The following is a 13,059-nucleotide window of genomic DNA, read 5'->3' as shown; positions in this document are numbered from 1 at the left end:
TGTCGCGGAGGCCTCACGGCCTTCGCATGGAGGAACCATGGATCTGAAGCTGAAGAACATCAGCCATTCCTACGGAGCCGTAGAGGTTCTGAAAGATATCTCGCTCGATATCCCGCAAGGGCAGATCATCTGTCTGATCGGGCCATCCGGTTGTGGCAAATCAACCTTGCTTCGGTTTCTCGGCGGCCTTGAACGACCAAGTTCAGGCGAGGTGCTGCAGATCGGGAATCCTCCACCCGGCTCCCTCAATCCCCTCACCTACGTCTTCCAGCATTTCGCCCTGCTGCCCTGGCGCACAGTCGAAGGCAATATTCGCCTTGTGCTCGAAGATCACAATCTCAGTCGGCGGGAAATGGACGAGATCGTCACAGACGTTCTTGACCGTACCCGCCTGACGGATTTCCGCACGGCACTTCCAAAGCAACTTTCGGGCGGCATGCGCCAGCGTGTTGCGATCAGCCGAGCACTGGCAGTGCGCCCCGCGCTGATGCTGATGGACGAGCCGCTTTCGGCCCTCGACAGCCAGACGCGCGAACTTTTGATGGATGACCTTGTCGCTCTGTGGACACGGCAGCCTTTCACATCCGTCTACGTTACCCACAATCTCAACGAAGCGGTTCGGCTTGGCCACCGCGTTGTCGTTCTTTCCCGTCGCCCAGGCCAGATTCGCGAAATCGTCGATATCGATATCCCTCTGTCCGAACGCCACCTTGGCGATCCCGTGCTGGAAGAGAAGCAGAAGCAGCTTTGGGACCTGATGCGCGAAGAGGCCATGGCTGCCGACAAGGAGTTGGTCAATGTCTAACATCACCACACTTGCAAACCCCGCTGGAGCATCCGGCGATAACAGGACGGAAACGAGAACTGCGCCTGTGCGCCCTGTCGCATTTCGTGGCGGCGGATTTGCGCCGATCCCAGTGCGCGGCGTGGGCATTGCCGTGTTCATCGTCCTGATCGCTCTTGCTGAGATTGGAACGCGCAGCGGTTTTATTTCCAACCTGACACTGCCGAGGCCCTCCGCCGTCCTCGATACATTCGTACAACTCTGGCAGACGGGATTACTTTGGAAACACCTGCTGCCATCGCTTCAGCGACTGTTCATCGGCGCCTTCATGGGCATCGCGGTTGGCATATCGGTCGGTGTGATGATCGGCCTGTTCAGCTACGTTCGGGCAGGTCTGGTGCCGCTGGTGGCGGCGCTGTTTCCAATCCCGAAGATTGCGCTTCTGCCGCTTTTCGTGATCTGGTTCGGTATCGACGAGACGTCTAAATACGCCCTCATTGCTTTCGGCACATTCACGCCGACGGTGGTGGCAACCTACGGAGCCGTCGACAATGTCGATCGCACCCTGGTCCGTATGGGCCAGAGTTTTGGGCTTAGCTGGTGGTCGATCGTCCGCAAGATCGTCCTGCCCGGTGCGTTTCCTGCCATCCTGTCAGGCCTTAGGGTGTCGATCTCGATTGCTATCATCCTCCTTGTGGCGGCCGAAATGCTCGGTGCGCAATATGGTGTCGGCTCCTACATTCTCGAGGCAGGCTCACTCTATGATCTCGAAAAGCTTTTTGCCGGTGTCACGATCCTCTCTGTCATGGGTCTGATCGTCAATTTCGCAATCGGACGGGTCGAGAAGCGCTTTTTAAGCTGGCGCGGCTGACACCTGCACCTCATCAATGGAGATTGAATATGCTGGCATTGCAAAAGGTCCGGCCCGGCAGCGGCGTGCAGTTCAACACGATAGCAGAGCCTGAAAACATTGCCGCTGGCGAGGTGCTCATCCGTGTCCATTCCGCGGGCATTTGCGGGACCGACCTGCATATCGCCCAGTGGACACCGGGCTACGAATCGATGGAAAGCGCCATGCCCGTCACGCTCGGCCACGAATTTTCAGGAACGATAGAGCGCGGTGGGAAAAACGTCTCCGCCGATGTTATTGGAAGCCGCGTCACTGCCAGACCCTCCACAACATGCGGTCATTGCGAGTTCTGCCTGAAAGGCGACGAGGATAATTGCACGTCGCGCAAGGGCGTCGGTATCGGCAGAAACGGTGCATTCACATCCTATGTCTGCGTTCCCTACGGCAATTGCCACACGCTGCCGGACAGTCTCGACATGGATATCGCGGCACTGGCAGAGCCGATGACAGTATGCGCGGAGGCTGTCGCGACGACTGAGGTTACGGCAGGTCAGACCATACTCGTAGTCGGGCCGGGCTTCATCGGTCAAGGTATCGCAATTCTGGCGCGCTCGCGCGGCGCTAAGGTTGTCGTCATGGGACGTGATGATGGGCCACGTCTTGAGAACTTAGCTGCTGCCGGTTTTGAGCATCTGATCGATACAAACGACAGAGACATGGAAACCGCGCTTTCCGAATTTGCGCCGTTCGATGCGATTATCGAGGCGGCGGGTGTGCCAACGCTCGTCGCCGCTACCCTGCCATTCCTGAAAAAGCGCGGAATTTTCACCGTCGTCGGCATTCATCCCAGACCCGCTGAAATCAATCTCACAACGCTTGTGCGCATGCACCAGCAAATACGCGGCTCCTATCGAGCCCACGCAGCCGACTGGGATGGCGTCATCGCCTTTCTTGATGGCCATCAGGATTTGATGCGGCAACTGATTTCGCACACCCTGCCGCTCAACGATGCTCTGGCCGGTTTTCAGGCTGCCCATGACCATGTCGCCTCCAAAGTCATTTTACGAATGGGAGAGGTTTGATGGCCGCAGCCATACTCGCACTCTGGAACGATTATCCGTCAAACCTCGCCGAAGAATACGCATCGTGGCACACGTTCGAACATGTACCCGAACGTTTGACCGTACCGGGCATGCAGGCCGCCCGTCGTTACGTGTCGGCCAGCCAAAGCGAAACCTATTTCACACTCTACGAACTTGAAAATCTCGGGGTGATCGAGCATCCCGCTTATCTCGATCTCGTCCGCAACCCCACGCCCTGGTCGCTCAAGATGCGTCAGCATTTCTCAGGGGTCCTCAGAATTCCGGGAGAGATCGCGGCGAGTGGTGGTAACGGGATTGGCGGGGCCGCAATTGTTCAGGCCTACTCCGTAGACCGCGCCAATTCGCAAACATCGGTGCAGGCACTAGAAGCCGGGTTGCACCATTTAATTACGCAGGGCCACTTAATTGGCTTTAAACTAGCTCTCGCCGAACCAAACCAGATGTACGAAGTTTTTAGTCAGGAGGAAACGACGGACCCCGACACCGTCAATCTAGTGGTCATTGCAGAAGGCGAATCCGTTGGATCACTTACGGGGGTAAACAAAAAAATAGCCGAGCATATCCACGCTGAGTTCGGCCCACGAAAAACTCTGCGCAACGACCTTTTCAAGATGTTAGTCAGCTATCGCGGCCACGAGTTTCCAACAGATCGATCGCAAATCGCTACAACCGGATATTCGAGACGCCAGTCGAATTTTACTGACACGTGACAAAAATCGGATAACGGAGGGGTGATCCCTTGCGTTATGAGTCAAAACTCGAGGTCGCCACATGCACTATCTCTTTCCCAGGCGGCAGAAGGTCGGATTTTTTAGCACATTTAGCGAAACAATATTATTATATTTCAATTTCTTACGATGGTTACTAAAAGTCAAAAATAAAGGTTGCCTGTGGCAAATAACGAGGAGGCCTTGCAGGGCTAGGCGATCTTAACTCGTTTGTCTTAAAACAGTGAAGCTGGCAGAGATCGCTTTAGGTCCACGTCACGTCTTGCGCCTGCGATCGGCGCAGCGGTAAAACCGTAGTATCCACAAAAGCTCTCAATCATCAGGACGCTCGATTTAATCGTCTTCGGCAAGCACACTTTCCACCAGGGCGAAATTTTCTTCGCGCTCATCTGACCATGTTTCACCGGTTGCCGGGCGCGTGTGAAACACAGATCGTAGATGCACTGCTCAGCGTTGCGCATGAGACGGATGCTATAATTGCCGGGGTCAACGGTGTTAGGCATCTTGGCGCAGGCGTTGCCAATTTGATCGACAGCTTAAGGCTGCAAGACGTTCGGGCAACTTTGAAAAGAGAGTTTGCAGCGTGGCTTGGCCCTCAGGACAATCAGAAATGGCAACCGCACATAACGGTGCAGGACAAATCCACTAAAACCGAGGCCGACAATCTCTACCGAAACCTGAGCCGAGAGTTTAAGCCGCACCCAATTTGGGTCACCGGGCTCGATTTGTGGGAATATAGGGGCGGGCCGTGGGGGCAGAAAACATATGTGCCTTTTAACGCTCCAACTGACATTGTCTGAGCGCATCCTTGCCCTTCGGTCGACGTGTTTCAGTCACGCAACCTGTCAAATGCCCTTAGATTCCCTTCCAACAAACAGGCCCGAAGATTTAGATCGTGAACAAGCCATTCTAATATCATGGTAGAAGCTACCTCGGGACATACCGTGTCCAAGGATGCTCTTCTTTGAAGCCAAGAACCTCGCGTGCCTTGCGATTGGAAATTGGTGCTTCGTCCCTGCCCATTTCCCTAATTATCGGCGTATTAGGGCAGTATTTGGCTAGAAATTCGGCGGTCGGGATATCTGCGGTGATCTTGTCATTGACCGCGTTGAAAACTTGAAATCCCAATCCGTCTTTTTCGATGCAGAGATGAACGAGATTGCCGAGATCACGTGCGTCTATGTAGCTCCAGGCATTGCGTTTTCTGGACATAGGATCATCAAGAAAGGCTGGAAATTTCGAGTATTCTTGCGGTTCGATTACGTTGGCAATGCGCAATGCGTAAATGTCTGCATTGTAGCGCATAGCAAACGCGCGCGCAGTCTTTTCATTTACGAGCTTCGATAGTCCGTAACTGTCCATCGGATCGGAATCGTAATTTTCATCCAAAGGAAATGCGTGGAAATCCTTATCCCCTTCTGCAAAACAAACACCATAAGTGGTTTCGCTCGAGGCGATTACGACCTTACGGACGCCCAGCTTCATAGCTGCTTCTATGACGTTGTATGTGCCGACCACATTCGCTTTGAACGTGTTGTTGTCGGGCTCAATCAAAACGCGTGGAATGGCTGCAAAATGTACGACGACATCAGGCCCAGTCGGCGGCGCGCCTTCTTCAAAACCGTCAAAGCCAAAATGCGTGGTTAGTGCGTTGAAAACCTGACCGCTATCGGTAATATCTGCAATCAGTGTGCTGACACCTTGCAAATCCAGGGGCTTCAGGTCAACATTTAGAACGGAATAACCCTGCTCAAGTAGCTTTGTAACAGCGTGCCGCCCAGCCTTGCCAGTGCCACCTGTGAAAACGATACGTTTCGTCATGTTTGCCACCTTTTTTGAAGCTCGGTCACATCATAAAATCGATCAGCATACGGCCTAGGTCTACGAATGTAGACTAATCTATCAGATGAAATGAAACGCTAGTTTTTCTCAAATCTATAGCCGGAAATGGGTGTCGCGTCGAATTGCGACACCCAAGTGATTTCAAGCCAGAAACTCGATCAAATCCTGATTCAGGCGCTTGGGCACCGTTGCGAACAGGCCGTGCGGTTCGCCATCGTATTCGATGAATTTCGCACCCGCGATTGCCTTTGCTGCTGCACGGCCCGTTGGATCGATTGGGACTGTTTTGTCGCCGGTGCCGTGAATGACCAGCGTTGGGATGGTGAAGGCGGCGAAATCGGGTCTGAAGTCTGTTTTGCCGAATGCATCGACGCAATCGATTGTTGCTTTGGGGCTTGCCATAACGCCCAGCACGAAGGACCAGTCAAGCACGCCCTGGCTGACGGGGCTGGTGACAAAGCCGACGCCATAGAATGTTTTCGCGAAGCTCTGAAGGAAGGCGAAGCGGTCTTCGCGGATATCGTTTTTCATGCCTTCGAATACGCTAGCATCGACACCATCGGGATTGGTCTCGTCTTTCAGCAGATAACCGGCGACGGATGCGACGAGAACGGCTTTCGAGACCTTCGACGCGCCGTGGCGTGAAAGGTAACGAGCGATTTCACCGCCACCCATGGAAAAGCCGACGAGTGAAACCTGCCGAAGCTCAAGGCCATCAATGACGGCGGCGAGGTCATCGGCAAACGTATCATAATTGTAACCGCTGGCGGGGTGTCCGGACTGGCCAAAGCCTCGGCGGTCATAGGTGATGACCCGAAAACCTGCTTCGAGCAGGGCGACGGTTTGGTATTCAAACATGTCGCCGGTGAGCGGCCAGCCGTGGATGAGGATGACGGGGCGGCCTTCGCCCATATCCTTGACGTGCAGTTTCGTACCATCTTTTGCGTCGATGAATGCCATCTGGAGACTCCCTTGGTGATGTCACCGGGTAAAGCGCGATGGGGTGCATCGCGTTCCATCTCCAACCGACAATCTCGAGGCGGCATTGCGGCCTGACTACCAAGTCCCGAGGCTGACTTGTGAAACGCTTACGTCGGAGTGTGATCCACGTTCGAAAAAACGGACAGCAATAAGAAGACGGGGTCGATCCCGGCGGCTGCCTATTCACTGCATTTCAGAAGGAACGAATGCACGCAGATAAAGTTAGAGAGTCTCTACAAGCAAAAATTCATAAGGAGACTTTCCAATGGGCCGTGGCATATTACTCTGGATGCTGGGTATTCCCCTTCCGATCATCATCCTCCTCGCCATTTTTCTGCGATAGGAATGAAGATGCCCCTATCTAGCACTTCGGGTGCAATGCCCGTCGAATCGTCCCAGACAGCGATGTCGTGGGGCCCTATCATTGGTGGTGCGGTCGCAGCGACAGGCGTTACCTTGATCATGTTGCTCCTTGGCTCCGGCTTTGGTCTTACCATGGTTTCACCCTGGTCGGGCGAAAGCAGTTCTGCCGCAACCCTCGGCGTGACGGCAGCGATCTGGCTGATTGCCGTTCAGTGGCTGTCTTCTGCTTTCGGCGGATATTTGACCGGGCGACTGCGCACCAAGTGGGCAGCCGTCCATACTGACGAGGTGTTCTTTCGGGATACGGCGCATGGTTTCCTGAGCTGGGCGCTGGCAACCGTGATTGTGATGGGCTTCCTGGCGTCGTCGCTGACCTCTCTCGCAGGTGCTGGTGCATCCGCTGTTGGCTCTACCGCATCGACGGCTGCCATGGCTGGGGCTGCGTCGTCTAACGGTTCGACCAGTGGTGCAGATCTATCGACGTCGTATTTCACCGACGCACTTTTGCGGCCTGAACGGGTAACGGCAGAAGCGAGAACGGATAACGGTGCGGCAGCCGCTGAGGTGTCTCGCATCCTCCTGCAAGGCGCCGCACAGGGTGAAGTAGCCGAGCCGGACCGTGCCTATGTCGCCAGCATTGTATCAGCCCGGACAGGTTTGAACGAAGCGGATGCTCGCGCCCGCGTCGATACCGTGCTTGGACAGATCGAAGCCGCCAAGGTCAAGGCACAGGAAGCAGCCGATACCGCTCGCAAGGCAGCAGCAACCACTGCTCTGGTTGGTGCGATCTCCTTGCTGGTTGGAGCGTTTATCGCTTCGGCAGCGGCGGCACTGGGTGGCAAGCAACGCGACGACGAGGAAGACCTTCTGGTATCGCGCGGCTAATCACTGCTCGCTCACTTTTGGGGTGCCACTGGCACCCCATTTCTTTGCGGAACTCTCAGAACGCCTACGATCGATGACGAAAAACGTCGGGCGGCGCTCTTACGCTGTAAGATCATGAAGATCGGTGGTGATGGCGTCACCAACTGAAAACTCCGAGAACCGAACATTCAGTCCGCCCCGCTCCGGCGTACATGCGGTCAGTCCGACGAGATAATGAGAGGCCTCCGGAAACGGGGCAAGACGCAGCAATGGCCACATCCTGCCATCGGATGACGCCTGAATGCGCATCGCGCCGTTCTTCAACGTAATCCGGATGTAGAAATCCTCGAGTTCCTTAAACGGCTGGGACACTGACCAGTCGGATTTGCCATCTGTGACAACGGTGCTGAGGAAGCGCTCTCCGTCGGTAAATTCCACCCCGGTCTTTACCCATCGATTTTCATCGATGCGCACCATGAGGCCGGCTTGATCATAGAGAGACCGAAATTCCCCCTGTACGCGGACACGAGCTGTGAAGCCATCGTCAGCGGTGATGCCGAGGAAGTGCCCGCTGTCACGCGTGAAACGGTAATGGGTCTTACGCCAGAAATCGGTGTTCGCATCCGTTGTAATGATGAGGCCGGTTTCTGTGGCTTCCCATACCGCAGGCTCATTGAGCCATTTGGCTTCTTTAAGATTGATCAGCATGAGGCTTCCCTGGAACTGCGGTTTGCGTGGCGGTAGGAGCCAAGCGATACCTGTCATCGGTGTCTGCGTAAAGAAAGCGTCTCCGTTTTAGGAGACGCCTGACCAGACATACCACTTTCAGGCTGGCAGTTTCATCTGCTTGCGCAGGCTTTTGTCAAACGCATTTGCGGGTACGAAACGGCGCAGGAAATGCAGTTGACGAGCGGCTTTTGTGGCGGGATAGCGCAGCTTTGGCGACTTGGCCATTGCCGCTTTCACCACCGCTTCTGCGACAAGTTCAGGGGCATCGCCCGCCTTGATCGCGCTGTTCCAGCCCGCCTCAATCGTTTTCCGGCCCTGATCGTACACACTCGTCATACGGTCGGGCTGGGTTGCGTTATGGTCCAGCGCTGTGTTCGTGAACGCTGGCTCAACCAGTAGCACCCGCACACCAAGCGACCTGACTTCGTGGTCGAGGGACTCCGAATACCCCTCAACGGCATGTTTTGTGGCTGCGTAGAGCGCACTGAACGGACTGGGGATGAAGCCAACCACAGAGCTGATGTTGATGATGCGCCCGCTACGCTGCCTGCGCATGATGGGCAGCACCTCATTGGTAACGCGGACGATCCCGAACACGTTGAGGTCGAAGAGAGCCTGCGCCTGCTCGACCGACGATTCTTCGGCACCGCCGATCAATGCACCGCCCGCATTGTTGACAAACACGTCGATGCGGCCCGCCTGATCAACGACCTCAGCAACCATCCTGGCCACCGACGCGCTGTCCGTCACGTCACATTCAAGCATGGTGATACCCGCTGTTGACGCTGGCCTGGCTTTCCTGCTGGTGCCGAACACCTGATACCCTGCCAACTGAAGCGCCTTGGCCGTAGCAAGGCCGATGCCTGATGCCGCGCCTGTGACGACCGCGACGCTGCGATTGCTTGTGTTCATTTTGGTGACTTTCATTTGCCTGACGAGGCGGTTGAGCGAATATGTGCGGCGGGAAGGACCACATGCGTCGAAAACTTCATTGATGGACGCGGTATCGAGCGGCGGGTTCGGAATTGCTGAAGCCTGCCGCCAGAACACCGCGGGCTTGCTCGAACGCGTCCCATGCGGCGACATCCGGGACAGGCGGGATCGTGACGAGTTCCTTGCGGTCGAAACCGATCAGAGCAGCATCGACGAGGTCGTCCACCTCCATGACGTTCGCAATGCGGTTGATGTCACCGCCTGCCCGATCGAAGATTTCGGTGCGGGTTGCGGCGGGCAGAACTGCCTGCACGTAAATGCCCTTCGCGGTGAGTTCGGCGGCAAGGCTTTGCGACATTGTCAAAATGTAAGACTTGGTTGCCGCGTAGATACCATGAGAGTGCTCCGGAAGCAGCGCCAGCACAGAAGCGATGTTCACGATGGACCCACTGCCCCTTTCCACCATTCCGGCAACAGCAGCGGAAGCAAGCAAGGTCGGAGCCGTCACGTTCAGCCGCAGGAGCTTGTCCATTGCAGTTGGATCGGCTGAGATGAAGCCACCGAGAAGCCCTGCCCCGGCATTGTTGATAAGGATGTCGATATAGGGTGCCGCCTTGAGGCGCTCTGCGACAAGACCGAGCTGGTTTTCGTCTGTGAGGTCTGCCGTGATGATTTCGACAGCGATACCATGGGCCTGCTCAAGCTCAGAGGCGAGCGCTTTCAGCCTATCGGTGGCGCGGGCCACTAGGACGAGATCGTGGCCGCGCGCTGCGAGGCGGCGTGCGTAAACTGAACCGATACCGCTGGAAGCGCCGGTGATGAGTGCGATGGTCATGGAGGTTCCTTCCGGCAGTCTCTTTGACTGCCAGTTGCTTGAGGTTTCGAGATAAACCGCGGGAATTTGCAGCCTTAGCCGCGGAACTTCAGGTGGAGCATTGGATGGTGTTCGTAATGGCCCACGCCGTTTTGCACGATCGGGTCTTGTGATGTCAGCGTTTCGATATCTTCATCATCGGCGACTTGATAGAGCGAAACGCCGTAGCCGCCGGTGGGATCCATCACTGGCCCGTGTGCCACGATCTTTCCTTCGCTCAGGAGTAGGTCAAGAAAAGCGCCGTGCTGACCCATCCAGTTTTTCTCGTCCACCGTCATCGTGGCGAAGAAATCGAAGCGCGGCGGGATGTATTTGCAGAGGTAGTACTTCATGATCACATCCTGACTGACTGGCTATCTGCCGTTTCGACATCCCCTTTGAATTAAGGCTGGAATGTCGATGACCGATGAGATACTATCATTTCGATACTATGTCACTACTAATTTGAGATGGACATGAAAAATCTTTTGGACCAACCCTGCCTCATCGCGCGAAGCCTCTCCTTGATCGGTGACGCGTGGAGCATGCTGATCCTGCGCGATGCCCATGCAGGTTCGACACGCTTCGAAGAATTTCGCAAAAACCTGGGGATCGCACCAACGATGCTGACCACAAGGCTCACCGCCCTGGCGGAAGAGGGAATTCTGGAAAAGCGCCGATATTCCGAGCGTCCGCCAAGGGACGAATATCAGCTGACGGCTGCGGGCCGGGACTTCTTACCCGTTCTCTTTGCTCTTGGAGCATGGGGAGGAAAACATCGTGGTGGGGGTGAGTTCACGAGGTTTTACGACGAGGCAACGGGAGAGGAGATTGAACCCGTTACCATAGACAAAAAAACCGGTGCGCCCATTGGCACGCGGCCTATCAAGATCGTTATGCCCACCTGATAAAAAAGAAGATCCGTCCGAACGCGCCGAATCCTCGCTCAGCTCATAGATCGAGCTGCAAATCCCCGTCCACGTGTGCAGGAACCGAACAGCAGATCAACGCCTCGCCATCTGCGACTGGATAGTTGGGCTCGGAAAGGTAACTGACGTCACCCTTGACGATCTTCGTTCGGCAATCTCCGCAATTACCCGCCCGGCAACCATAGGGCGGGTTGAGGCCACTTTGCTCTGCGAGTTCCAACAGGGACTGACCACCCGGCTTCCAGCGGGCTTCTTTTCCCGATTGTGTGAAAACAACGCGTGTTGGAACCGCAGCTGCGGGCTTGGGCTGCTGCGCGGATGAGTAAGCAGTGTAATCACGCTTCAGGCCGGAGGGGCCGAACGCCTCCGCGTGGATACGATCGTCTGCGATATTCAGTCCGCGTAGCCCGTCGTACATCGACTGCATGAAGGACGACGGTCCGCAGATGTAGAAGTCATAGTCGCCGAATGGTAGATGCGCCTTCAGCAGCGTCATGTCGATGCGACCGGCTGCATCAAAAAGGCCATCATCATCGACTTGGGGTGCCCCAAGCACCCTGACATCCCGAACGGTCCCTTCGCTGCGCGCAACCAGTTCGCCGATTTCGCGGTCGAACGCTCTTTCAGCAAAGATGCGCGACGACCGGAACAGCCATACTGGCCGGCGATAGCGCGTTCTGTCCCCCGTCTGGACAACATGGCGCAGCATAGACAGCAAAGGTGTGATGCCGATGCCAGCCGCAAGCAGAACTGCCGGACGGCTGCGTTTCATCGCGTCAAAGGTGAACGCTCCAACCGGTGCCAGCGCCTCGATCTCGTCGCCTTCCTGCATTGCATGCAGGAGCGTGGACGCCCGGCCCTCACGCTTTACACTCAGCCTGTAGAAGCCATCCGATGGGGCACTGGATATCGTATAGCTGCGGCGGATCGTGTCCTTGCCGTCCCTAATTCTGATCGGCAGATGCTGGCCTGCGAGATGCGGGATGAGAGCCTCATCATCGACCGGCGCGAGGTGAAGCGAACGGATCGTCGCGCTTTCCTCGACAATTCGCTCCACACGAAAGCGCCTCCACGTCTTTGCCTTGGCCGCGACCTGAAGGCGGCTTGCGGCTTCCTGCCAGTTTCCAGTCATCAGGCTGCTCGGTGAGATGCCGCCTTCGAGAAAACGCCATCTGAGTGGCAGTGCATCCCTGCGCAGCACCACCTTCTCTGGCATGACGCGCCAGAGACGCTCGGCGCCCTCGAAGGCCGCGATCTCGGGTGAATTCAGGATCACCTCGACGCTACCGGCAATCTGCAGCATATCACCCGTCTCATGATCAACGAACAGAAGTCCAGCGCGCGGATTGACGACAAAATTGCCAAGCGTGTTGAAGAACAGGTTTCCATTGAAATCCGGCACCGTCAGGCCGCCATCGGCATCGACGCGAACGAAACCGGGCCGACCGCCTCGATGGGAGACATCCACCTGCCGACCTTCACCGTCGCGGTCCACATAGGACGCGACAAAGAAACTGTCGGCAGATTCGATGATGCCCCGCTCATGTGCGCCGGGCCGATCTGAAACAATCACTTCGGAAGGCTGCTGCGATGCCGGATCGCGCACGAAGGTGAATTGCCGGTTCTGAATGTAGCGCGGACAGTTGCCGAAGCTCTGTGCGACGGCGACGGAAAAGCAGTCATTGCTATCCCGGATAACAGTACCGTTCATCCTGTTCCGTCGGCGCGTGATAAGATCGACGCCGACCAGACCGATCGGGTCGCCGTCGTTCATACCGGCTTCGGCAGGATCGTCGGGATCGCTGACGGCTTCGACATCGAGTGTATGGGGATCGGGCGAATGCAAAAAGCCGGGCTGTCCGCTGCGGATCGTCGCCCACGGCGTGCCATCGCCATCGACAGAGCCGATGACGATGAACGGCAGCAGCGGGTAGAACTCCCGATGCTGATCAAGCAGGAAGCTGCGCAAGACCTTGCGCCCCACCGGGTCCATCTGCTCCATCACGCCAGCGTGCCGCTGTAATTGCAGTTCGCCCGCATGCCAGGGGGACGATGGTGAGAGTGTTTCAGCAGGCATTGGAACCTCCTATAGGGAACAAC

General features: G+C 56.2%; 13 protein-coding genes and 1 pseudogene. 7 read left to right on the top strand and 7 right to left on the bottom strand.

What is annotated here, in order from left to right:
- Positions 1–37: 37 nt before the first annotated feature.
- The 5 genes and pseudogenes from ABUK73_RS18550 to ABUK73_RS18530 form a co-directional block, all read left to right on the top strand.
- The gene (locus ABUK73_RS18550) at positions 38–805 is read left to right on the top strand and encodes an ABC transporter ATP-binding protein (protein WP_113087592.1); all 768 of its coding nucleotides are present in this window, start codon (positions 38–40) and stop codon (positions 803–805) included.
- Positions 798–1,655, top strand: a complete 858-nt coding sequence (locus ABUK73_RS18545) for an ABC transporter permease (protein ID WP_353578579.1) — start codon at positions 798–800, stop codon at positions 1,653–1,655. Before ABUK73_RS18550 ends, ABUK73_RS18545 begins: the two co-directional genes overlap by 8 nt.
- Before the next feature lie 29 nt (positions 1,656–1,684).
- The gene (locus ABUK73_RS18540; protein WP_353578578.1) at positions 1,685–2,716 is read left to right on the top strand and encodes a zinc-dependent alcohol dehydrogenase; all 1,032 of its coding nucleotides are present in this window, start codon (positions 1,685–1,687) and stop codon (positions 2,714–2,716) included.
- Complete coding sequence (locus ABUK73_RS18535) at positions 2,716–3,447, top strand: hypothetical protein (protein WP_353578577.1); 732 nt, start codon at positions 2,716–2,718, stop codon at positions 3,445–3,447. The genes ABUK73_RS18540 and ABUK73_RS18535 overlap by 1 nt, the downstream gene beginning before the upstream one ends.
- A 353-nt stretch (positions 3,448–3,800) precedes the next feature.
- Positions 3,801–4,265, top strand: a pseudogene (locus ABUK73_RS18530) (2'-5' RNA ligase family protein); the annotation flags it as partial.
- 127 nt (positions 4,266–4,392) lie between these two features.
- On the opposite strand, the gene ABUK73_RS18525 reads toward ABUK73_RS18530, so the two are convergent.
- Positions 4,393–5,286 carry an NAD-dependent epimerase/dehydratase family protein gene (locus ABUK73_RS18525; RefSeq protein ID WP_353578576.1) on the bottom strand — a complete coding sequence of 298 codons (894 nt, stop codon included), beginning with the start codon at positions 5,284–5,286 and terminating at the stop codon, positions 4,393–4,395.
- A gap of 162 nt (positions 5,287–5,448) precedes the next feature.
- A complete protein-coding gene (locus tag ABUK73_RS18520) occupies positions 5,449–6,267 on the bottom strand; it encodes an alpha/beta fold hydrolase (RefSeq protein WP_353578575.1) in 819 nt (272 codons plus the stop codon).
- A gap of 372 nt (positions 6,268–6,639) precedes the next feature.
- On the opposite strand from ABUK73_RS18520, the gene ABUK73_RS18515 reads away from it, so the two are divergent.
- On the top strand, positions 6,640–7,536 hold the full coding sequence (locus ABUK73_RS18515; protein WP_353578574.1) for a hypothetical protein: 897 nt from the start codon (positions 6,640–6,642) through the stop codon (positions 7,534–7,536).
- A 99-nt stretch (positions 7,537–7,635) separates the two neighbouring features.
- Here ABUK73_RS18515 and ABUK73_RS18510 read toward each other — a convergent pair whose 3' ends face one another.
- From ABUK73_RS18510 to ABUK73_RS18495, 4 genes are all read right to left on the bottom strand, one after another.
- Positions 7,636–8,223 (bottom strand): DUF1349 domain-containing protein, encoded by a 588-nt coding sequence (locus tag ABUK73_RS18510; RefSeq protein ID WP_353578614.1) that lies wholly within the window; start codon positions 8,221–8,223, stop codon positions 7,636–7,638.
- A 117-nt stretch (positions 8,224–8,340) separates the two neighbouring features.
- On the bottom strand, positions 8,341–9,156 hold the full coding sequence (locus ABUK73_RS18505; RefSeq protein WP_113087600.1) for an oxidoreductase: 816 nt from the start codon (positions 9,154–9,156) through the stop codon (positions 8,341–8,343).
- Positions 9,157–9,232: 76 nt separating this feature from the next.
- Complete coding sequence (locus tag ABUK73_RS18500) at positions 9,233–10,012, bottom strand: SDR family NAD(P)-dependent oxidoreductase (protein WP_113087601.1); 780 nt, start codon at positions 10,010–10,012, stop codon at positions 9,233–9,235.
- Between the two features lie 74 nt (positions 10,013–10,086).
- Positions 10,087–10,383 (bottom strand): YciI family protein, encoded by a 297-nt coding sequence (locus tag ABUK73_RS18495; protein WP_113087602.1) that lies wholly within the window; start codon positions 10,381–10,383, stop codon positions 10,087–10,089.
- 123 nt (positions 10,384–10,506) lie between these two features.
- Here ABUK73_RS18495 and ABUK73_RS18490 point away from each other — a divergent pair, with 123 nt between their 5' ends.
- Entirely contained in the window at positions 10,507–10,938 is a 432-nt protein-coding gene (locus ABUK73_RS18490) for a winged helix-turn-helix transcriptional regulator (RefSeq protein WP_113087603.1), read from the top strand.
- 43 nt (positions 10,939–10,981) lie between these two features.
- Here ABUK73_RS18490 and ABUK73_RS18485 read toward each other — a convergent pair whose 3' ends face one another.
- A complete protein-coding gene (locus ABUK73_RS18485; protein WP_353578573.1) occupies positions 10,982–13,036 on the bottom strand; it encodes a 2Fe-2S iron-sulfur cluster-binding protein in 2,055 nt (684 codons plus the stop codon).
- Between the last annotated feature and the right edge of the window lie 23 nt (positions 13,037–13,059).

Source organism: Agrobacterium vacciniicorymbosi (assembly GCF_040427045.1).
Lineage (GTDB): Bacteria > Pseudomonadota > Alphaproteobacteria > Rhizobiales > Rhizobiaceae > Agrobacterium.
The sequence above is the reverse complement of the archived record's forward strand: the minus strand, read 5'-3'. Positions and strand labels throughout refer to the sequence as shown.